The organism is Pontibacter sp. CAU 1760 (genome assembly GCF_054482735.1).
This window is the reverse complement of the sequence record NZ_JBTLRL010000007.1, coordinates 157,582-177,987: the sequence shown is the minus strand read 5'-3', so window position 1 is coordinate 177,987 and position 20,406 is coordinate 157,582. Positions and strand designations below refer to the sequence as shown.

Genomic DNA, 20,406 nt, shown 5'->3' with positions numbered 1-20,406 from the left:
TCATAACAAGTAAAAGGGGCTCCTGATCAGGAGCCCCTTTTACTTTATCCGGATATCTTTGATGCGGAGCTGCAGGGAAATCACGCCACGGTATACGTTTTCCTCTACGGTATAACACACGTCAAACGGAATGCCTTTAGAGATGGCTTTATAATAATCGCTGAGGCCGAAGCCGATGGCATCGATGTTGTAGAAACCATCCTGCGTCAGGCGCAGCTTCAGGTGCGAGTCGCCTACAACACGTACGCTGCCGGTATCGTACACGCACTCCGACACAAACACCGGCCCCATGTTGCCGGGCCCAAACGGCTCCATCTGCCGGATGATGTTGAAAAAGTTGCGGGTAATCTGGTTCAGTTTTATCTCGCCGTCAATCTGTATCTGCGGAATCTTCTGCTCTTCGGTAATGGTGTTAGACACCACCTCTTCAAAGCGCTCCCGGAAGGCTGGCACGTTCTCTACGGGCATCGTTAGCCCTGCGGCATACATATGGCCTCCAAACTGGTCCAGCAGGTCCGCGCAGCTCTCTATGGCGTTGTGCACGTTAAAGCCATGCACCGAGCGGGCTGACCCCGAGGCTTTGCCATTAGAAGCAGTCAGGATGATGGTGGGGCGGTAATACTTTTCGATGCAGCGGGAAGCCACGATTCCGATCACTCCTTTGTGCCACGTCTCCTTGAAAAGCACCGTTGAGTTTGCCGAGCGCAAGAAGTCGTCCTCCTCGATCATCTGAAGCGCTTCTTTGGTGATGTTGGAGTCTTTGGTACGCCGCTCTTTGTTCGATTCGTTGATGATGTCGGCCATCTTGAACGCCTCGTCCTTGGTTTGGGCTAACAGCATCCGCACCGAGTTCTTGGCATCGCCCATCCGGCCCGCCGCATTAATGCGTGGTGCAAAGCCGAACACGATGCTGGTGATGTCCATGTCATGCGTGATGGCGGCCAGCTCTTTCAGCGCTTCTAAGCCTGGGCGCATGGGTTGCGGCCCGTTCAGGTGGCGAAGGCCAAAATGCGCCAGCACACGGTTCTCCCCGGTAATCGGCACAATGTCCGCCGCAATACTCACCACCAGCAGGTCCAGTACTTTGTAGGCCTCTTCCTGATCGATGCCGTTCTGTAAACAGAAGGCCTGGATCAGCTTAAAACCCACGCCGCAACCAGAAAGTTCTTTGTAGGGGTATGGGCAGTCTACCTGCTTGGGGTCTAGCACCGCCACAGCCTGTGGCACGTCGTCGTCTGGCAAGTGATGGTCACAGATAATAAAATCGATGCCTTTCTCTGCGGCATAAGCTACTTTGTCTGCCGACTTTATGCCGCAGTCCAGGCTGATGATTAAGGAAAAGCCATGCTCCGCTGCCCAGTCTATGCCCTGCTGCGACACGCCATACCCTTCTTTATACCTGTCCGGAATGTAAAAATCGATTTGGTGGGTGTAGCCGCGTAAGAAGCCGTACATCATCGCCACCGAGGTGGTGCCGTCTACGTCGTAGTCGCCGTACACCAGTATCTTCTCGCTCTTGTGCAGCGCCTCGTTCAGCCGGTTCACGGCATCGTGCATGCCCTTCATCAGAAAAGGGTCGTGCAGTTCAGAAAGGCTGGGGCGGAAGTATTGCTTGGCTTCGTCGTAGGTGCAGATGCCACGTTGGCACAGGATGCTGGCAAGGGTGGGGCTTATTTTGAGGCTCTCTGAAAGTTGCACTACTACCTCTGCCGGCGCCTCCTGGCTATATTCCCACCTTTTCTCCATATGCTTCTGCTACACTACTTATAATTGGTTGCAAAGGTAGCTATTTTGAGTGATTTTCGAGCGACACCGCCGCAGGTCGCCAAAGACCTTCGGGCTGAAATTCGTACTTTTACCGGACTACAACCCGATAAGGCATGAAACGACTAAAAGAACTTTATGAAAAGTATAAGGATTATTCCCTCGACCTGATCATGTATGGTTTCTTCATCCTTTTTATACTGATCCTCGTTATTTTCTTCGGCTAAGACGCATACCCCCTGCGCAAAGTAGCTCACAGCCACTGTCTTTATAGGAAAGGCCTATATAATTGGCTCCAATAGAAAACACAACCGCAATATTTATATCTTAGATGAGGAATTTACGAGGTAGTTGGTCCACCCTCTATGGGAACCGTGGCGAAAGACATCTTAACCACCTACGCACATAGTACCAACAACTGTATGTCTACGCTTTTACACTAGTGAGCCCGAATTTTAAAATATTAACTAATCCATAAAGTATGAAAGCAAGCCTATTATTTGTGTTTCTTCTCTTTAGTATGCCATTGTTTGCACAGCATGAAACGAAGAATTTTGACGTTAGATTTGGAGTAGGTCGTACTATACTCGGTACTGGGGATTGGAGAACCATAACGTTAGAAAATGAACTAAACTACAGCATAAACTCATACTTCACCACTGCGCTGTCAGCGAATTATGGCAGAAGCAATAGAGGCGTTCATGGTACAGCATCCTATATACAAGGAAGTCTAAATATATTCCTTTCTCCTTTCAAGAACACAAAAAGAAATGACTTTAGAATAGGTACAGGCATTTCCGTTCTAAATGTGTCAAACGTCCGTGTATTATCATCAAGAAGTAATGCAAAAGGGGAAGAGATAGATATAGAATATGGTTTTAGTGAAAGAAGCTCCTTTGGGTACAATATTGTTCTCGAAGATACTTACACTGTTAAGAGCAAATATCTCTTAGGGTTAAAGGTATTCACCCAGTCTTTCTTCAGTGGAGATATCAATTCAGGAGTACTACTGAAGATTGGTGTGAAAATATAACAAGGGCTAACCAAGTGCAGCTTTAACCCTTGCTACGCTACGGGCTTCGGCTGCACGAGTACCGTTACCTCTCATAGTAATCTATAGAACTTTGCCTTGTAATTTAGCGTTAACGTAATAACTTTGTAATTACGTTAAATAGAAGTACTATGGAAGTATCAATCATTCAAATAGGAAATTCCAAGGGACTACGTTTGACTAAGTCCATTCTGGATAGATATAACATCAAGGATAAAGTTGAGCTAATACTGGAAAAGGGTCAGATTATTTTAAGGCCAATTGAGCATCCAAGGAAAGGCTGGGACAAAGCGTTCAGGAAAATGCATGAGAACGGAGATGACCAGCTTTTACTGGATGATGTGTTAGGCGATGAAAGCTTTGACGAATGGAAATAAGTCAGTATGAGATAATCCTGGTCAATCTGGACCCTACAATCGGAAGTGAAATACAGAAAACAAGGCCATGTGTAGTGATATCCCCCGATGAGATTAACCATAACCTAAGAACAGTGGTTATCGCGCCGATGACCACCAAGAGCCGTAGCTATCCTACTCGTGTGAAAGTGAAGCACAACAATCAAGTGGGGTGGGTCGTGATCGACCAGATAAGGACTATTGATAAAGTCCGCATTGTTAAAGTGCTAGGAAATCTAAACCCTTCAGAAGTCGCTTCCTGCAAAAGTGTGATAAAAGAAACTTTTGTGGACTAACAAAAAACGACGATAGGTAACCTGGTGTAGCCGTAACCCTTCGCGATGCTAAGGGCTTCGGCTGCACAATCCATTAGTTGCAATAGTCAGGATGTAAGCTTACATTCTGTGACATTGAACAATATTTTACCTGACATTTCCCTCTTAGCATTTTTCTTTCGTAATCCCCTCTCACTAAAACATGGAGGGGTTGCGAAAGAAAAATGAACCTGTAAGCCTTCTGCTACCAAGATTAGCAGTAATGTCAGGTCAAGTAGTGGCAATTACACGTTAGTTCACGGCATCACCCCGAAGCTTGCGGAAACGCTTGCGGGCTTCGGCAGCAAAAATGCTCCCCTTGTGCTTTACAAGCAGGTCGTTGTATAACTGTTGCGCCTTCTCTTTGTCTTTAATGCTTTCTTCGTATATATAGGCCATTCGGTACAGGGCATCATCGCTCAGAATGTCATATTGCGGGTTGCTCACAATCTTCTGCAGGTTCTCTACTGCTTTCTCAAAATCACCGGTGCGTTCATAAATCTTAGCTTTTTGGAAGTATACCTCGTCCGTTAGGCTATGCCCCGGGAATTTCTCTAGCATGGCATCCAGAGCAGCTAGCGCCTCCGGCAGCTTGTTCTGGAACACCAGCAAGTCGATGGCCGCGTATTCTTCCATGGCCACGGTTGAGGTGTCGAGCCCTGTGTTGTCGGTGATCAGCAGGCTCAGGTCCATGGCATCATTGGCTATCTCGCGGCTCGTGGCCAGCTTCAGGATGTCGAGGTGTGCCTGCGCCAGCTCAAAATCTCCTTTGTAATAATTTAGGCGGGCATTGCGCAGCTTGGCCTCATGGCCAATCGTGGTTTCCTTATGCGACTTCTCTACCTGCGAGTATAACAGCGTACTTTCCCAAGGCTCTCCTTTCAGCAAGTAAATATCCCCCAGCGTCAGTTTACTGTCGGCTACCAGATTGGCATTGGCACGGGGCATCTCAATAGCCTCCTGAAGCAGCGTTATAGCCTTTTCTTTGTCATCCAGGTAAAACGCATACAAGCCTGCCATGTGCTGCAGCACCTCTACCGTTTCCGGCCGGCGGCCCACCTCTGTTAGCAGTGCCTCGTAGTCTGCCAGCAAGGCCCTGATCTTCTCTTGGCTCACCGGGAAGGTATGCTGCACCTGCTCCTCGCGGGCGTTGATGAGCCGCTGCCTGGCCACCAGGTAGTATGGCCCTTCCGGATATTCCCGCACAATGTACTCAAAGGCCTCAATAGCTCCCTGGTAATCGTTATTCTTCAAACTGATAGTGCCTAACTCCATCACCCGGACACCTCCGCTGCGGGTACGCTTGTCTACGGCGCGGGCCTGCAGCAGGGCACTGTAAAAATCGCGGCGCTGCATGTAAAGCCATATCAGCAGCTCGTTAAACGACAATTTGTCTGGGTGCTGCTGCACCTGTAAGATCAGGGCTTGTTCCAGCTTGTCGAAGTGCTTTTCGTCCTGCATACTGCTTTGCAGCATGCTCTGTACATAGCCCAATTCGTTTTCCTCGCTTTGCAGCAGGGTAAGGGCTTCCTTTATCATCTCCTCTGTCTTACGCCGGTAACGGTAAAGGGCAATCAGCGGGCGGTTGAAAGCAAGCGGGTCGTTTGCCAACTGCCGCCCTTTCAGATAAGCCTTCTCGGTATAGTCGTAGAGTTCGTTCTGCATGAAGGCATTTGCCACCGCAATGACCGTCTCCCCGGAGATGTTGCCAATCACTTTCTCGAACTGCTTGGTGGCCGCGGCCTTATCGCCTGCCGCCTGGTATACTAACCCTAGGTCCACCTCAAAGCTCGGATTGTTGGCATAGCGCTTCATCGTCTTCCTGACTAGCTTCTCTGCCTCTTTGTACTCCCGCTGCGCCAATAATACCTTCAGGTAATCTGGGTAAACAACACCGACCAGCCTTTGCTCGGCCATCAGCTTCTCATACAAGGGAGCCGCCTTGGCATACTCGCCCTGGCTCATGTACTGGCGGGCCAGCTCCAGTTCCTGCTGCTGCGCCTTCGCCGATGGCATGGCAACAAGCAGCAGAAGCGCAAACACGAAGGTATGGTATAGTCTGATTAGCATTGTGTTCTTAAAACGGTAAATGGCGGCGAATTTGTATACAGGTGCCAGGAGCAATGTAGCTGTATTGGCTTGGCCCTCCAGGAACCTGAAAACCAGCTTCGGCGCCTGTTGTTTGTTTAACTATGAATATACGGAATCGGTTTAAGATTTCTTGCGGCGTGGCTAGACAGTAGTGGCGTGGTTCCGGTGCCCTATAACAAGAAAAGCCGCTTTGAGGGCGGCTTTTCTTGTTATGATTGATGCAGTTATCTTTCGGCTTTACCAGGCGTTACTTCGTGCCCGTGCTGCCCGCGTTTTTCTGGCTGAATTGCCGCTTATAGCGCCATCAACAGAATAAAGGCCGGGGCCAAATACCAATAAAGTCAGATAAATCAGCAGGTACAACAATGCTTGTTCCTTTTTAGCGAATGGGTCTTCGTTGTGACGTATAAATGCTGCCACTCCCATCGTGATCACCAAACCCAGACTGGCAAAGCGTGTTGCCAGGCCCAACATCAACAACCCGGAGCAGATTACTTCTCCGAACACGGCCAAGGCTAAGGAAGCTGTCGCACCAATGCCCAGGAAATCGAAGAACTGTATCTCGCCACCTGCCAGCAGCGTCTGCAGCTTAGGTATGCCGTGTGTCAGCATAAAGCCACCGATGCTCAGGCGTAGCAGAAGCAGCCATACGTCGGCTATAGTTCTGTTGTAGGTGATGTTGAAGATCTTGTTCACAAAACGCTTTTTGAAGATGTCACTGCTGCCGTAAGCTCCCTCTTAGAAGAAGCGAACGCGGTTATCTGTAATATCTGCTTTTTCTTTAATAGCTTCGAAAGCATTGTTCTCGGTACGGCTGCTACGCTGGCTGCGCATTTGCTCTTTTACGTTCGAGAAGTCGTTGATTTCCGGAGCTGGCGTCAGTTGCGTAAGTTCTACCATCAGCACACCACCCTGGCCCTCAAACGGAGCCGTGCGGGCACCTGGCTTCAGGCCAAAAGCCTTGCCAACAGCTACCGGCTCTACGCCCAAACCTGGGATGCTAGAAGATGCCAACGTCACGTTATCGGCAGTTCTAACCACGGCATCAGCGCCATAGCTTGCTGCAATCTCATCTAACGTGCCCTTCTGGCCTTTCAGCTTCGCGATGATCTGCTGGGCCTTCACCTCATTGCGAACAGCGGCAGTCAGCTCGTCTTTGATGTCCTCGATGCTAGCATAGCCTTTCTCGCGCTTCTTTGTAAGGGTGGCTACCACAAACTGATCGTCGATCTCGAAAACCGGAGACACGTCGCCAACTTCTGTGTCTTTGGCATAAGTCCAACGCACCAGTTCGCGGGCATTGTTCAGGTTGTTCACCACGATGTTGTTCTTGCCAATTGCAGAGGCCTCTTCTTTAACTAAAGCAGGATTCTTGGCTGCATTCGCTCTGAACTCCTCTGCGCTACCGCTTGTGCCTGCCAGTTCGTCGGCAATACCGTAAGCTGCGTCGCGAGTAGACTCACTTGCCTCGATGGCACGCTGCATAGCCGCAATTTTATACGTCTGCGTTGTCTTAGGAGCTGTAATCTTCACGATATGGAAACCATACTCTGTCTCTACCAGGTTTGGCAACAGGCCCGGACCGGAAGCACTGAATACGGCGGCATCAAATGCAGGAACCATGCGTCCTTTGGCAAACCAACCCAGGTCACCGCCTGTAGAGGCCGTGCCGTCTGTGCCGTGCTGTGCTGCCATCTGCGCGAAGTCAGCACCGTTTTTAATCTGCGCCAGAACATCCTGTGCCTTGGTTTGAGCAGCTGCTTTCGCCTCTGGTGAATCGTTTTCCGGACGGATCAGGATATGGCTTGCTTTTACAGCTGCATCACCTTCTTTAGCATCTACTATTTTGTAGAGCGCCTGTGTGCCATTCTCAGCGTATGGGCCATATACTTTGCCTTCCTGCAACGGCAGTTGGTTGCGCAACTGCGTTGGCAACTCCCCCGGGTTACGGTAGCTACCATCAAACGGAACGTCAGAATTTGCATTCACAAAAGCGGAGTCGTTGGTGGAGGCGGCAAACTGCTGCGACAAAGTGCTGATTTCCTGGCTCAGGTAAGTGCTGTCCTCGCCGGAGGCTGTCACCGGAATGGTCACAAACTCAATGGAACGGCCGTCTTCTACCTTGTAGAGCTCTTTGTTGCGCTCGTAGTAGTCTTTCAGTTGCGCATCGGTTACCTGCACCGAAGAATCCGTTACACTGAAATAAGGCACATAAAGTGCCTTGATGCTTGCCGCTGCATTCTGCGCCTTGTAGAAGTGCTTTGCCTCGGCATCGGTTACGTATACCGTCTTGCTCAGCAGGTTCATATACTTCGACTGCAGGCGGTCGCCATACAGGCTCTGCTCAAAGCTAACCCACATTGGACGGGCATTAGGGCCCATCTGGTCCAGGTTCTGCAGATACTGCACAATCTGGTTGCGGTCAAACTCACCGGTCTCCGGGTTAGTGAAGGCCTGCTTAACAGCCGGGTGTATGTTGTTGCCCTGCACCATGTCTGCCAGTTCTTCCTCTGTCACGACAATGCCCAGGCGATCGTATTCTTTTTGAAGCGCAATCTTAAAGATCAGCTGGTTCCAGGCCTGCTCACGCAGCATGGCCAGTTCGCCCTCGTTGGCGGCACGGCCAGTACGGTTCTCGTAATCAGCTTTTGCCTGCTGCAGTACCTGATCGAACTCCTGGTAATCGATCTCCTCGCCGGCAATTTCGCCAATCGTGTTCGAGTTATTACCCAAAAGTCTTGAGTTAGGGCCAAGCAGGTCTCCGCCTACCACAAAAACACCAAGCCCGATGGCAATGGCGCCTACAGCCCAACCAGACTTCTCTCTAATCTTGTTAATTAATGCCATTCTTTATTTAAATATAAAAGGATTGTGCAAAATAAGGCTAATCGCGCTAAAATTCAAAATTTTTATATATCACTTCAGCTTGCAGCATCTGCCTGATTGTCTGTGTTTTTTACCAGCTTCACCGCGTCAATGCGATTCTCATCCATGGTCAGAATACTGATCGTGTAGGGTGGCACCGATACCTGGTCGCCCGGCAGCGGTATCTCCCCGAATACAGACAAAACTAGCCCGCCTAAGGTTTCATAGTCTCCCTCGGGCAGTTCTAGCTGGTGTTTCTCATTCAGGTAATCTATTTCATGGCGCCCGCTCAGCACGTAAATACCCTTGTCTGGTAGCACCTGCTCCAGCAAGGCCTGGTTCACATCATACTCGTCTTCTATCTCCCCGAAAATCTCCTCGATCACGTCCTCCACCGTCACGATGCCCGAGGTGCCCCCAAACTCATCTACTACCACAGCCACGCTGCGGTGCTCCGATACAAACTTCACGAACAGCTCGCTGGCCAGCATGCTCTCCGGCACCATACTCACCGGGGCCATAATCTCGGAGATGCTCTTAGGCTGCTTAAACATGGCCAGTTGGTGGCAGTAACCGATGATGTTGTCGATGGAGTCTTCGTAAATCAGTATTTTCGAGTGCCCGGTCTCGACAAAGGCTTTGCCGAGCTGCTCCACGGTTGCCTCTAGCTCCACGGCCTTTACTTCTGTGCGCGGCACCATACACTCTCGCACCTTCACGGTTTTAAAGTCCAGGGCATTGTGGAAGATGAGCGGGTCTACCTCCGGGGCATCTTCCTGCTCGGGGTGGTAAAGGTGGTTTTTGATAAATGAGTTCAGGTCGGTATAGCCAAACACCGGCTTTTCCTCCGAAAACTCGATCCGGAATAACTTTTCGGCCACCCATTTGCTGAGTCCCACAATCAGCACCACTACCGGGTATAGCAGGTAGTATACCAGCAGAAAAGGCACTGCCAGCACTTGCAGCATGTGGTTGGGGTCGATGGCGAAGAGGCTACGGGGCAAAAACTCAGCCGTAAGCACCACCACCACCGACGCTATCGCAATTTGCAGGAACAGGATCAGCAGGCCCAGTTGCAGCGCATCGGGCAGGTAGGCCATCAGCAGTTGGTGCAGCACCCCGGCAATCGCCAGGCCATACAGCACCAGCGACAGCGTGTTGCCGATCAGGATGGTGGCCATCAGGCGGGCAGGGCGCTTCAGCAAAAAGCCCAGTATCCGGCCCGAAAGCTCCCCGTTTTTTTCGTTTAGCTCAATCTGTATTTTATTGGCAGCCATAAACGCCATCTCGATGCCAGAGAAAAAGGCAGAGAACAAGAGGGCAGCAATAAGGACGACAATCTGACTGGGGTCTATCATACAGGGGCATCAGGTCTGAAAAGGGCTAAGCGCCATTTCTGTTTTTTTTGCGGTAATAGTAAAGCATAAACAGCACCAGCCCGATCATGTATAGCCAGTAGTTGCCTATGATATCGTCCTCCACCATGCTTCGGTGCACGCCAATCACCATCACCACAAACGACAGCGAAAGCAAAATTATATTGGTTAGCCTTTGGTTCATTATTCTTCCAGTTCAATAATACCGGTCACGTCGGTTATTCTGTAATTCGAGAAGTCCTGGTTGGCCCGCAGGCCGTTGCCCATGATAATCTGCTCGGGGGTTGTGATGCGCACAAACTTGTCGGTGTAGATTTTGGCCCGGCGCTTGTCCCAGAACAGCTCCTCTGTTTCCAGCTTCTCCTTCTTGGCCAGGTTCTCCACCATCACGTTTCCCCGTGCCAGAAACAGGCTTTTGTTGCGGTCCTGCTTGCCGTAGTTGGCTTTCAGGGTAGAGGTTACCTGCCTGCCTTCTTCGAAAAACTCCACAAAAAGCCCATCCGGAAAAACGCCGTCGCCGGTCTCAAACTCCTGCTGCAAGGGGGCCTGCAACTTGATCAACAGCTTGGCCGAGTCGCTGTACAGGGTTATCACATCGTGGTTCTCGATGGTCGGGCCCGTATACTTTTTCTCCTTGTCCGGGTCTTTCAAATCATCTTTGCAGCCTACACCGATAAAGGAAATCCCCATCAGCAGCAAGGCTATCCATGCGCTTCGCATTCTTCAGTGTGCTCTGTTTGGTGTGAATTTAGCAAATTATGTGTTGATTGTGCTACCCTGAGGCTGATTGTCAGAAGCGATAGTATACACCAAAGGCCGCTTGTCTAAACGGCCTTTGGTGTATACTATCGCTTCTGCTTGCGGCAATTAGTCTATTCTTCGTTTGATGAACCACCTGCTGTTCACAGTAAAGCCTAGCCCAAACTGCAAATAGTCTTCCTTTACAAGGCTGCTTTCAGTGGTGCCACGCTGCCCATACCCTACCGAGACATTGAGTTGGTACATATCATAAATGGTAGAGCGGCCAATCGGGAACATGGCCCCGGCGGTAACACCCTTATCGGTGATGCCTGTGCCATTGATTTCGTAAGGGGTTTTGCTGTAATACACGCCCCCACGGTACATGATGCGCTTAAAGTAGCTGTCGATGGCGTTTGCATCGGGGGTGTACTCCCCTCCTACAGCCACCCGGTAGCTATCGCGCAGGCCTTCGTTTGAGCCATCAAAATTGCGGAACTCCGACCATTTATACCTGGCAAAATCTGCGGCCAGCGTCAAGTTAGAGCCATTGTCCACGCTGAAACCAAACTTATAATTTGCTGGCAGGTTCACCTTGCTCTCGCTGCTATCGCTCAGTACTGGGTTTGTCTGTGTCAGGCGCTCAAAAGACATTTTTCGCTCAGCGTTCAACTCGGTATTAAACGTATACACGCCGCCCACGCTCATAAATAACTTATCCGAGAGCTTCTGCCGGTAGTTTGTACCTGCCTTGAACAGGAAGCCGCCATAATTGATGCTGTTGATGATGGCAACACGCTCCTGGGCCACAGATTCCTGCGACGGATCGGATATGATGCTGCCGGACTCGCTGGCGACGTTTCCGAAAACGTAAGAAGCGCTACCGCCTACTGTGAGGCCGCCAGCAATTTTTACGCCATGGCCAAAGTATACTTCAGACAAGCCACCGCTGCCCACATACTCTCTGATTATAGTTGCCTCCGGGTTGCCTTCTACCGCAGCCGAAACTGAGGTTTCGTAATTAACCGTGGAGAAGGGCCGCAAGCCCACCGCAGAGCTCCAGCGCTTTGATAGCGGCACCGCAAGCGACAGGTTATGCAGGTTGCCGTTGGCATCACGCTGCGAGGCCGACTCCGTTTTCACGCGCTTCACCTGCCCAGCTATACCCATATCGAAATTGGTGATGCTGTTATAGAAAAGCAGTGCCGGGTTAGAGCTGTTTATCTGGTAGCTGTTGGCGGCGCTAACGCCTACCCCAGCCATACCAGCCGTGCGGATGTTTCCGTAATTTTCGTTGATTTCACCAAGCCCAAGGCGGGAGTACGGAGTGTTGCTGATAAGCTGTGCCTGTGCCGTATGCGCAAAGCATAACACGGCCATGCCTATCAATACTCGAAATGTCTTATACATTATATGTCAATATTCTGTGAAGCCCGATTAAGACCAGTTCAGGAATTACAAAGATGCGTCCTTTTAAGTTACTTTCAAAAAATCCTGCGTCGCCTCCACAAAGGACTACCACCAGATCAACAGCTTTCTCGGAGTAAGCCTGTATAAAACCATTCAGCTCGGCCACTGTGCCTGCCAGCACACCGCTCCGGATCGACTCTTCGGTTGTTTGCCCTGTCAGCGGAAACGCGTCTCCGGTTCGCTGAACTAACGGCAGGCGCTGGGTAAAAGTGTGCAGCGCCTTGAATTTCATGGTAAGCCCCGGTGAGATACCGCCCCCGTGGTACTGGCCATGCTGGTCAACAAAGTCATGCGTGATGCAGGTGCCAGCGTCAAAAACGAGGCAATTGCGCTCTGGGAAAAGGTAATTAGCCCCCACAGCAGCCGCAATCCTGTCTACACCCAGCGTCTGCGGGGTTTTGTACAGGTTAGAAACAGGCAAGGCTGTCTGCGCCGAAAGCTCCACGAGCTTACCGGTTACAGACAGCCTCTGCTGCATGGGCAGGCCACTTTGCGCTACCGAGGCGATAATGGCATGGTCAAAGACCTGTGCCTGCAAGGCCTCCGGCAGTGCGTCCTGCCCTTCAAAATATCCTTGTGCTACCAGTGCGTCTCCTTCAAAGATGCCGTATTTAGTGCCGGTATTCCCGATGTCGATGGCAAGGTTGCGCATAGGTATTTCCTACATAAAGTATTTCAGACGGATTACTTCTTTCTCGGTGAGGTAACGCCAGTTGCCGCGCGGCAGGTCCTTCTTGATCAGGCCAGCATACTGCACACGGTCCAGGGTAATAACCTCGTAGCCCAAATGCTCGAAAATGCGGCGCACGATGCGATTACGGCCAACGTGTATCTCTATACCCAAGAACTTATTTGACTCGCCAAGCAGGGCCAGGTCATCTACCTCCACTTTGCCATCTTCCAGCTCCAAACCTTCTGATACTTTCTGGAAGTCCGCTTTAGTAATCGGCTTGTCCAGCTCTACCTGGTATATCTTCTTGATTCCGTTAGATGGGTGCGTCAACTTCTGAGCCAGTTCGCCATCGTTGGTGAACAACAACAGTCCGGTGGTATTGCGGTCTAAGCGGCCTACCGGGAAAATACGCTCCGTAGAGGCATTGGCCACCAGGTCCATCACCGTCTTGCGGCCTTCCGGGTCATCCGTGGTGGTCAGGAAGTCCTTTGGCTTGTTCAGGAGCACATACACCAGTTTTTCGCGGTTCAGGATCTTTTTGCCGTACTGCACATTGTCAGTTAGCTGCACTTTAAAGCCCATCTCCTTTACTACCTCACCGTTCACTTTGATTTCACCAGCCTCAATCAGCAGGTCAGCCTCGCGGCGCGAGCAGATACCGGCATTGGCGATGAAACGGTTCAAACGGATTGATCCGTCGCTGTCCTCATCTTCCTCTCTGCGGTTGCTTTTTTTGATGCGCGGATTGTCGTTGTAACGGGTCAGGTTATACGTAGGTGCTTTTGGCTCCTCTTGGTTGCTTTCGTCGAAGCGGCTTGGCGTGGTGCGGCCACGGTTTCCAAAACTCTTGGTCTTAGAGTCTCTGTCGCCATGGCTGCGCTTTTCGCCAAACGCTGGCTTGCCATCACGGGCCGGGCGGCGGTCACCGTCATCTCTGCGATCAGTGCCGTATGGTTTTTTATACCCTCCTTCGCGACTGTCGCTGCCAAAAGAGCGTCTTTCACCACCTTCTCTCCTGTCTGGGCGGTCTGCGTTGAAAGAACGGCGCTCGCCATCTGCTCTGCGGTCGCTGAATGATTTTCGTTCGCTATCGTCGCGTCGCGGGCGATCACTGCTGAAGCTGCGTCTTTCGTCCCCTTCGCGTCTTTCCGGGCGGTCTGTGCCAAACGGACGACGCTCGCTTCTCTCACCGCCACGGCGGTCATCTCTTCTGTCAGTGCCAAAACCGCCTCTGTCGTTGTTGCGTCTGTCCGGGCGGTCTGCATTGTAAGGGCGTCTTTCGCCGCCCTGGTTTCTATCGTTAAAGTTACGGCGCTCGCCACCCTCTTTGCGGTCCGGGTTGAACGGTCTGCGTTCGCCGCCCTCTCTTCTCTCTCCATAAGAGCGCTTTTCGCCACCTTCCTTGCGGTCGCCAAACGAGCGGCGCTCACCGCCTTCACGGTTGGCGTTGTATGGCCTGCGGTCACCACCTTCGCGGCTAGGGCGGTCTGAATTAAATGACCGTCGTTCGCCAGCATCCCTGCGGTCACTTGAGCCTCTGTCAGACCCGAATGAGCGGCGGTCATCCCGTCCTCCTCTGTAGTCTGGGCGATCGTACTTATCTTTTCGGTTAAATATTTTCTTGCCGTCGCGGTCGTTACTAGCTGGCCTGCCAGAAGAATTTCTGTCAGCGCCTCTTCTGCCTGCCCCTGCGTTGTCGCGGTCAGGTCTTTCGTTTTCTCTTGCCATGGTAATATAGTTATGGATGCAGTATCGCTACTGTACCTTGTATAATGTGCAGTATTAAAAAATTAACAGTGAAATAAGTTCAAAAGGATGAGTGGCGGCGGCTAGTCGGCGTTTTGCCCGATGGAGTTCTCCTCGGTCACAAAATCTTTTAGCTGCGGAAGGTCTTTGATGTGGTTTATCCCGAAGTAGTCCATGAATTTTTGCGAGGTGCCGTACAGCACAGGGCGGCCAATGGTTTCGGCTTTCCCCTTTATCTCGATCAATTCTTTCTCCAGCAGCTTATGGATGGCATAATCGCACCCCACGCCGCGGATTTGCTCTACCGCCGATCGGGTAACCGGCTGTTTATAGGCAATAATAGCCAGCGTCTCCAGAGAAGACGCTGACAGTTTTTTCTTTGACTTGTGCTTCAGGTAGGTGCTAACGGTTTCCTGGTACTCCGGCTTGGTCAGGAATTGGTAGCCACCCCCGATAGCGTATATCTGGAAGGCAAAGCCATTGGCCAGCAACTGTTCATTTACCGCTTCTACAGCCTCCAGCACATCGCTCACCAATATCTCCTCCATCCCCAGCGATTCCTGCAGGCATCGCTGGATCTCTTCAATGCTGATAGGCGACTGGGCACAGAACACGAGTGCCTGAATATGGTTTTGCAGAATATTCAAGTGGTAAAAGTAAAGGTACGGGCAATATTAGTCGTTACGCTGAAGCTTGGCCTCAATTGAATGCTGCGTATGCGGCACGGCACGCAGTCGCTCTTTCGGAATCAGTTTATCTGTAACGATGCAAACGCCGTAAGTACCGTTCTTGATGCGGATAAGGGCATTTTCCAACTGCTGGATAAACTTCATCTGGCGGGAAGCTAACTGGTTCAGGCTTTCCTTCTCTGCCGTGTCTGCGCCGTCTTCCAACACTTTGGTAGGAGACGCTGTGTTATCAGTGCCTGAGTCGTTACGGCGGCTGAGGGTCTCTTTTATAAAAGCAACCTCTTTACGGGCGTTCGTTAACTTCTCCTGGATGATTGTCTCAAACTCGGCCAACTCTTCTTTAGAGTAACGCTGTTTCTCTTCGTTTGTATTCATTTCACTGAATTAGAACTTGTTATAATATGCGCCTGTTTAACCAAACAGGCAATTTATGGTGCTATTGGCAGGCTTACAGGTATAACAGAAGCCAGGAGTTATAAGTTTAAATTCACTATATATAACACGTAAAATCTATATCCCAATCTACTTCTTTGGGTAGTATAAACTCTAAATTTCGTGCAAAAATAAGAGTAATATCTATACTTTGCTATTGCAGCGGGCAATTTAAAAAATTTATATGCCGTATAATTGCCTCAGCTTCTGTTGTATAAAAACCATGCCTAAACCCTGTAGTTTGGAACAGATGTTGCTTAAACTGATGCAACTCGTATAGGGTTTAACTTTGTTGATCAAAACCATGATAAAAAAACTATTCGTTACGACACTGCTCCTCGTGCTGGTTTTTGCAGCATTTATACCTGCTAGCGCACAGCGCAGAACCACGGCGGCACCCACCCGCAGCACCGTCCTAAAAGTAAACGTGCTCAGCCCATTTGTGCTCACGGCCTCTGGCTTCGTGGAGCATGCGTTCAGTTCCCAGATAAGCGGGCAGTTTGGGGCCTTCATTACTGGCGCCTCTGTGAAAGATGTTAGCTTTGAAGGCCATGGCTTTACGCCGGAAGTGCGCTATTATATATCAGAGCAGGCTCCGGACGGGTTTTATGTGGCTGGGTATGGCCGTGTGCTCAACTATAAGCTAACGGTGGAGGACAAGGACAAAGGCGAGACCTACGAGGCAACCTATAAGCCTATCGGGGCTGGCGTGGCGGCAGGCAACCAGTTTATCTTTAACAGCGGCATTGCCTTAGACCTGTTTTTGGGTGTGGGCGTGAACGGCGGCAGCCTAAACGTGAAGTCGGGCACCAACGACGACTTTGACAGAGGCGTGCTGGACTATCTGAATATCTTAGGAAGCGGAGTACGTTTCCGTCCGGGCATTTCGTTAGGGTATAGCTTTTAGGCATCTGCCCTACATAAAAAAAGAAGTCCCTGCTTTTAACATGAAAGCAGGGACTTCTTTTTTTATACTCTTTTCTGGCGCTAATTAGCGTTGCATTTCTTAAAAGCTAAGCATCCGGATAGCCGCTGCCGCTGCCTCTACGCCTTTGTTGCCGTGCTTGCCGCCTGCTCTGTCTAAGGCCTGCTCCAGCGTGTTGGTGGTTACCAACCCAAACGACACAGGCTTGTTGTACTTCATGGACACGTGGGTAAGCCCCTGCGCTACGGCGTTGTTGATGTAGTCGTCGTGCTTGGTGTCACCTTTAATCACGACGCCGAGGCAAATAACGGCGTGCACCTCTTCCTGCTGCGCCAGGAACTGCGCCCCCAGGGTAAGCTCATAGCTACCAGGCACTGTGTTGACGTAGATGTTCTCTTTCTGCGCACCGTGCTCCAGTAAGGTATCTATAGCCCCTTGAGCAAGGGTTCCTGTAATATCCTCGTGCCATTCGGCTACTACTATTCCAAACACCTTGTCAGTGATTTCAGCGAATTTGTCTTTGTTGTATTCGCTCAGGCTTTTAAGTGATGTGGCCATGCTTGCTTCTTTTTGTCAATCGTTGGTCTTTATTCGGGAGTTTAAGGCAAAAGGCTTCGTTCCTCCCTTTAAGAAAAAAGCGCTTTTGCCTGTTAGAGCAAAAGCGCTTTAGATTTTATATACCTGGTAAGCCTACTGAGCGCTGGCGCCACCTGCTCGCGCTTCGGCGTAGGCTTTGTACTTCTTGGCATCTGTCACCTCAGGAGAGGCCACATAGTCTGATACAATCTTACCATACATCTCAGCGGCAGAAGAGAAGTTCTCCGCAGCCTCATAGGCCACACCTGCCTTCATTAGGTACTGTGGCGAGAAGTAAGGGTTGGCATTATAGTTGGCCGCTTTTACATAGAGGGCCGCTGCTTCTTCGTTCTTGCCCTGCTCCAGCAGTGCATCGCCCGTTAGGCTATAAGCACGCGCCTGCAGCAGGTAGTCATCCGACTCGAAATCCTCCAGATGCTCTGCGGCCTTGGCAAACTCGCCCTGCTTCAGCAGTGCTGCGCCAGCGTAAAAATGCGCCAGGTTACCGGCGTCTGTCCCGCTATACTCGTCCGCTATCTTTAGGAAACCCTCATACTGTCCGTCGCCGTTCAGGGCTTTGCCCAAAGAGTCGGCCTCGAAGTAATATACAGCCTGAAACATAGCCTGCTGTGCTTCCTGGTTTTGCGTGTTGCGGTAATTGTAGTACAAGAACCCGCCCACAACGATAGCTGCAATCAGGGCGAACACACCGAGTAGCTTTGACTTGTTTTTCTTTACGAAATCCTCTGACTGCGTCAGGCGCTCGGCCAATGCATCAGGGTTCTCAACTAACTCCTCAAACTCGCTGTGCTTCTTAACTGTCTCTTTTGCCATTAGAATGAATGAAATAATAAATTCAAAATTAGGAATTAAAAACTGTATTTAGACAACATTCCTAATGCCTGAACATTAAAATTATAATTTTTAATTCCTGATTCCGAAATATTTGTGCCTTAGTCCATTATGTAAGGATAGTCGCTCTCCACATAAATGTCTGTGTAGAGTTCGCTCGCCTCAGGGTATGGCGAGTCTTCGGCAAACTGCACGGCTTCTGCCACACGCTCCTTGATCTTCTCGTCAATCTGCTCCAGATCTTCTTCTGTGGCCCACTTGTTCTCCAGGATGGTTGCCTTTACCGACTCAATCGGGTCTTGTGACTTGTAGTCCTCCAGCTCCTCTTTAGTCCTGTATTTCGCAGGGTCAGACATGGAGTGCCCCTTGTAGCGGTATGTCCTGAACTCGAGCAAAGTAGGTCCTTCACCGGCACGCGCACGCTCAGCGGCTCTTGCCACGGCTTCGTGCACATCTTCCACGCTCATGGCGTTTACTGCCTCCGAAGGGATGTCGTAAGACTCGCCCAGGGTATAAAGCTCCGTTACGTTTGAGGTACGCTGCACCGAGGTTCCCATGGCGTAGCCGTTGTTCTCGATCACGAAGATAACCGGCAGTTTCCACAGCATGGCCATGTTCAGGGCCTCGTGGAACGCTCCCTGGCGAACCGCGCCGTCACCCATCGAACACACGCACAGGTTGCCTGTTTTGTTGTACTTCTCAGCGAAGGCAATGCCTGCGCCCATTGGTATCTGCGCACCCACAATACCGTGGCCGCCCATAAAGTTTACTTCTTTGTCGAAGATGTGCATAGACCCCCCTTTGCCCTTAGAGCAACCGGTTGCTTTGGCAAACAGCTCGGCCATCACCGCTCCTGGGTCGGTGCCCAGCGCCAGTGGGTGTGCGTGGTCGCGGTAAGCCGTGATCCACTTGTCATCCTTGGTGAGCGCGCTTACAGCACCTGCCGCACAAGCCTCCTGGCCAATGTAGAGGTGGCAAAAGCCTTTTATTTTCTGCTGACCATACAGCTGGCCTGCTTTCTCTTCGAAACGGCGCATGAGTTTCATTTGCTCATACCACGTCATGTAGGTTTCCTTTGAAAACTTTGGCTCAGCCTGTACCTTTGCTTTCGGTGCCTTTCCTTGTGCCTTTTCTTTCGTATCAGCCATAAGTGTTAGTCTATGCGTTATCTTGATTATCCGTTTGCCGCATCTGGGCAGCTTAATCACTCTTAAAACTACGACAAATATAAGCCACTAACGGATTTAGCTTGCGAAATTAAGGAAAAAGATATCAAAGTAGAAACGAATGCTCCTCGAAAATCTCAGTTTGCTGTTTTTCAAAAATTACGAAGAAGCTGCGCTCAGCTTTTCGGAGCACATCAATTGCTTTATCGGGGACAACGGAAGCGGTAAAACCAACCTCCTGGATGCCATTCATTACCTTTCCATCACTAAAAGCGCTTTCCCGGGCACTGAGCTGCAAAGCATTAAGCAGGGCGAGGATTTTTTTATGGTGAAAGGCCGCTTTTTGGTGGAGGGCCAGAAGCATACGGTGCAGGTGAGCATGAAGCAGGGCCAGAAGAAGACCGTAACGCACAACAAAGCGCTCTACGAGAAGATGAGCGACCATATCGGGCGCTTTCCGGTGGTGCTGATCTCGCCTTACGATACCGACCTGATCCGGGAGGGCAGCGAGGAGCGCCGCAAGTACTTCGACAGCCTGATCTCGCAGCTGCACCACCCATACCTCGAGCAGCTGATCCAGTATAACTATGTGCTGAAACAGCGCAACTCGCTGCTGAAGCAGTTTGCCGAGCGCCACTACTACGACCGCGATTACCTGCACATCCTCAACGAGCAGCTGGTGTTGCCTGGAAAGCAGCTGGCCGAGGAGCGGCAGAAGTTCCTGGAGGAGTTTGTCCCCATTTTCCGGAAGCATTACCGCCATATCTCCGAAAGCAGCGAGGAAGTGAGCCTGACCTACAAAAGTCAGCTGCCCGATGCCGATTTTGCCACGCTGCTGCAGCAGGCCGAGCGCAAGGACCTGGCGCTGCAGCGCACTACCGTCGGCCCGCACAAAGACGACTATGTTTTCCTGATGGACGGCAACCCGGTGAAGAGCTTTGGCTCGCAGGGGCAGCAAAAAAGCTTTGTGATTGCCTTGAAGCTGGCGCACTTCGAGGTGATTGCCGAACGCCACCACCACAAGCCCCTGCTCCTGCTCGACGACATCTTCGACCGCCTCGACGAGAAGCGCATCACGCACCTTATGGAAATGGTGGCCGCCCATACCTTCGGCCAGATTTTCCTGACCGACACCCACCTGGAGCGCACCGATAAAATACTCGCCGGCCTCTCAGAAAGTATCCGTAGATTTGAGGTAAAGGACGGAACGGTAAAGGTGATTGGGTGAGGGCATTAAAGTCCATGTGTTGCCACACGATATCTGGGCATCTAATCTACCAGTT

General features: G+C 50.9%; 20 protein-coding genes. 5 read left to right on the top strand and 15 right to left on the bottom strand.

Annotated features, from left to right (window positions below):
- Positions 1–39 precede the first annotated feature (39 nt).
- Positions 40–1,746, bottom strand: a complete 1,707-nt coding sequence (gene recJ / locus ACXYMU_RS11960) for a single-stranded-DNA-specific exonuclease RecJ (protein WP_458986628.1) — start codon at positions 1,744–1,746, stop codon at positions 40–42.
- Positions 1,747–2,245: 499 nt separating this feature from the next.
- On the opposite strand from recJ, the gene ACXYMU_RS11955 reads away from it, so the two are divergent.
- The 3 genes from ACXYMU_RS11955 to ACXYMU_RS11945 all read left to right on the top strand — a co-directional run bounded on the left by ACXYMU_RS11955 (position 2,246) and on the right by ACXYMU_RS11945 (position 3,506).
- Positions 2,246–2,797, top strand: coding sequence for a hypothetical protein (locus tag ACXYMU_RS11955; protein WP_458986627.1), 552 nt, complete (start codon positions 2,246–2,248; stop codon positions 2,795–2,797).
- 149 nt (positions 2,798–2,946) lie between these two features.
- Positions 2,947–3,192: an AbrB/MazE/SpoVT family DNA-binding domain-containing protein gene (locus ACXYMU_RS11950; protein ID WP_458986626.1), complete on the top strand. Its 246-nt coding sequence runs from the start codon at positions 2,947–2,949 to the stop codon at positions 3,190–3,192.
- Entirely contained in the window at positions 3,183–3,506 is a 324-nt protein-coding gene (locus tag ACXYMU_RS11945; protein ID WP_458986625.1) for a type II toxin-antitoxin system PemK/MazF family toxin, read from the top strand. The genes ACXYMU_RS11950 and ACXYMU_RS11945 overlap by 10 nt, the downstream gene beginning before the upstream one ends.
- 270 nt (positions 3,507–3,776) lie before the next feature.
- Here ACXYMU_RS11945 and ACXYMU_RS11940 read toward each other — a convergent pair whose 3' ends face one another.
- The 11 genes from ACXYMU_RS11940 to ACXYMU_RS11890 form a co-directional block, all read right to left on the bottom strand.
- Positions 3,777–5,594: a tetratricopeptide repeat protein gene (locus ACXYMU_RS11940; protein WP_458986624.1), complete on the bottom strand. Its 1,818-nt coding sequence runs from the start codon at positions 5,592–5,594 to the stop codon at positions 3,777–3,779.
- Between the two features lie 258 nt (positions 5,595–5,852).
- A complete protein-coding gene (locus ACXYMU_RS11935) occupies positions 5,853–6,311 on the bottom strand; it encodes a DoxX family protein (protein ID WP_458986623.1) in 459 nt (152 codons plus the stop codon).
- 42 nt (positions 6,312–6,353) lie between these two features.
- Positions 6,354–8,462 carry a peptidylprolyl isomerase gene (locus ACXYMU_RS11930; RefSeq protein WP_458986622.1) on the bottom strand — a complete coding sequence of 703 codons (2,109 nt, stop codon included), beginning with the start codon at positions 8,460–8,462 and terminating at the stop codon, positions 6,354–6,356.
- A 74-nt stretch (positions 8,463–8,536) separates the two neighbouring features.
- Positions 8,537–9,838, bottom strand: a complete 1,302-nt coding sequence (locus tag ACXYMU_RS11925) for a hemolysin family protein (protein ID WP_458986621.1) — start codon at positions 9,836–9,838, stop codon at positions 8,537–8,539.
- A 25-nt stretch (positions 9,839–9,863) separates the two neighbouring features.
- Entirely contained in the window at positions 9,864–10,040 is a 177-nt protein-coding gene (locus tag ACXYMU_RS11920) for a hypothetical protein (RefSeq protein ID WP_458986620.1), read from the bottom strand.
- Complete coding sequence (gene lptC / locus ACXYMU_RS11915) at positions 10,040–10,576, bottom strand: LPS export ABC transporter periplasmic protein LptC (RefSeq protein ID WP_458986619.1); 537 nt, start codon at positions 10,574–10,576, stop codon at positions 10,040–10,042. Before lptC ends, ACXYMU_RS11920 begins: the two co-directional genes overlap by 1 nt.
- Positions 10,577–10,723: 147 nt before the next feature.
- Positions 10,724–12,004, bottom strand: a complete 1,281-nt coding sequence (locus ACXYMU_RS11910; protein WP_458986618.1) for an OmpP1/FadL family transporter — start codon at positions 12,002–12,004, stop codon at positions 10,724–10,726.
- Complete coding sequence (locus ACXYMU_RS11905; RefSeq protein ID WP_458986617.1) at positions 11,997–12,716, bottom strand: type III pantothenate kinase; 720 nt, start codon at positions 12,714–12,716, stop codon at positions 11,997–11,999. Before ACXYMU_RS11905 ends, ACXYMU_RS11910 begins: the two co-directional genes overlap by 8 nt.
- Positions 12,717–12,725: 9 nt before the next feature.
- Positions 12,726–14,465, bottom strand: coding sequence for a pseudouridine synthase (locus ACXYMU_RS11900; protein WP_458986616.1), 1,740 nt, complete (start codon positions 14,463–14,465; stop codon positions 12,726–12,728).
- 101 nt (positions 14,466–14,566) lie between these two features.
- Complete coding sequence (gene scpB, locus ACXYMU_RS11895; RefSeq protein WP_458986615.1) at positions 14,567–15,130, bottom strand: SMC-Scp complex subunit ScpB; 564 nt, start codon at positions 15,128–15,130, stop codon at positions 14,567–14,569.
- Between the two features lie 27 nt (positions 15,131–15,157).
- Complete coding sequence (locus tag ACXYMU_RS11890) at positions 15,158–15,547, bottom strand: TraR/DksA family transcriptional regulator (RefSeq protein ID WP_458986614.1); 390 nt, start codon at positions 15,545–15,547, stop codon at positions 15,158–15,160.
- A gap of 361 nt (positions 15,548–15,908) precedes the next feature.
- On the opposite strand from ACXYMU_RS11890, the gene ACXYMU_RS11885 reads away from it, so the two are divergent.
- Positions 15,909–16,511, top strand: coding sequence for a DUF3575 domain-containing protein (locus tag ACXYMU_RS11885; protein ID WP_458986613.1), 603 nt, complete (start codon positions 15,909–15,911; stop codon positions 16,509–16,511).
- A 99-nt stretch (positions 16,512–16,610) separates the two neighbouring features.
- Here ACXYMU_RS11885 and ribH read toward each other — a convergent pair whose 3' ends face one another.
- The 3 genes from ribH to pdhA all read right to left on the bottom strand — a co-directional run bounded on the left by ribH (position 16,611) and on the right by pdhA (position 19,105).
- Entirely contained in the window at positions 16,611–17,087 is a 477-nt protein-coding gene (gene ribH, locus ACXYMU_RS11880) for a 6,7-dimethyl-8-ribityllumazine synthase (protein ID WP_458986612.1), read from the bottom strand.
- Positions 17,088–17,219: 132 nt separating this feature from the next.
- Entirely contained in the window at positions 17,220–17,939 is a 720-nt protein-coding gene (locus ACXYMU_RS11875; RefSeq protein WP_458986611.1) for a tetratricopeptide repeat protein, read from the bottom strand.
- 119 nt (positions 17,940–18,058) lie between these two features.
- On the bottom strand, positions 18,059–19,105 hold the full coding sequence (pdhA, locus tag ACXYMU_RS11870; protein ID WP_458986610.1) for a pyruvate dehydrogenase (acetyl-transferring) E1 component subunit alpha: 1,047 nt from the start codon (positions 19,103–19,105) through the stop codon (positions 18,059–18,061).
- 139 nt (positions 19,106–19,244) lie between these two features.
- Between pdhA and recF the strand changes: the two genes are divergently transcribed.
- Entirely contained in the window at positions 19,245–20,351 is a 1,107-nt protein-coding gene (recF, locus tag ACXYMU_RS11865) for a DNA replication/repair protein RecF (RefSeq protein WP_458986609.1), read from the top strand.
- Positions 20,352–20,406: the final 55 nt, after the last annotated feature.

Coding starts and splice junctions, on each gene's coding strand:
- recJ (WP_458986628.1), bottom strand. CDS start 1,746: ATGGAGAAAAGGTGGGAATATAGCCAGGAGGCGCCGGCAGAGGTAGTA.
- ACXYMU_RS11955 (WP_458986627.1), top strand. CDS start 2,246: ATGAAAGCAAGCCTATTATTTGTGTTTCTTCTCTTTAGTATGCCATTG.
- ACXYMU_RS11950 (WP_458986626.1), top strand. CDS start 2,947: ATGGAAGTATCAATCATTCAAATAGGAAATTCCAAGGGACTACGTTTG.
- ACXYMU_RS11945 (WP_458986625.1), top strand. CDS start 3,183: ATGGAAATAAGTCAGTATGAGATAATCCTGGTCAATCTGGACCCTACA.
- ACXYMU_RS11940 (WP_458986624.1), bottom strand. CDS start 5,594: ATGCTAATCAGACTATACCATACCTTCGTGTTTGCGCTTCTGCTGCTT.
- ACXYMU_RS11930 (WP_458986622.1), bottom strand. CDS start 8,462: ATGGCATTAATTAACAAGATTAGAGAGAAGTCTGGTTGGGCTGTAGGC.
- ACXYMU_RS11925 (WP_458986621.1), bottom strand. CDS start 9,838: ATGATAGACCCCAGTCAGATTGTCGTCCTTATTGCTGCCCTCTTGTTC.
- ACXYMU_RS11920 (WP_458986620.1), bottom strand. CDS start 10,040: ATGAACCAAAGGCTAACCAATATAATTTTGCTTTCGCTGTCGTTTGTG.
- lptC (WP_458986619.1), bottom strand. CDS start 10,576: ATGCGAAGCGCATGGATAGCCTTGCTGCTGATGGGGATTTCCTTTATC.
- ACXYMU_RS11910 (WP_458986618.1), bottom strand. CDS start 12,004: ATGTATAAGACATTTCGAGTATTGATAGGCATGGCCGTGTTATGCTTT.
- ACXYMU_RS11905 (WP_458986617.1), bottom strand. CDS start 12,716: ATGCGCAACCTTGCCATCGACATCGGGAATACCGGCACTAAATACGGC.
- ACXYMU_RS11900 (WP_458986616.1), bottom strand. CDS start 14,465: ATGGCAAGAGAAAACGAAAGACCTGACCGCGACAACGCAGGGGCAGGC.
- ACXYMU_RS11890 (WP_458986614.1), bottom strand. CDS start 15,547: ATGAATACAAACGAAGAGAAACAGCGTTACTCTAAAGAAGAGTTGGCC.
- ACXYMU_RS11885 (WP_458986613.1), top strand. CDS start 15,909: ATGATAAAAAAACTATTCGTTACGACACTGCTCCTCGTGCTGGTTTTT.
- ribH (WP_458986612.1), bottom strand. CDS start 17,087: ATGGCCACATCACTTAAAAGCCTGAGCGAATACAACAAAGACAAATTC.
- ACXYMU_RS11875 (WP_458986611.1), bottom strand. CDS start 17,939: ATGGCAAAAGAGACAGTTAAGAAGCACAGCGAGTTTGAGGAGTTAGTT.
- pdhA (WP_458986610.1), bottom strand. CDS start 19,105: ATGGCTGATACGAAAGAAAAGGCACAAGGAAAGGCACCGAAAGCAAAG.
- recF (WP_458986609.1), top strand. CDS start 19,245: ATGCTCCTCGAAAATCTCAGTTTGCTGTTTTTCAAAAATTACGAAGAA.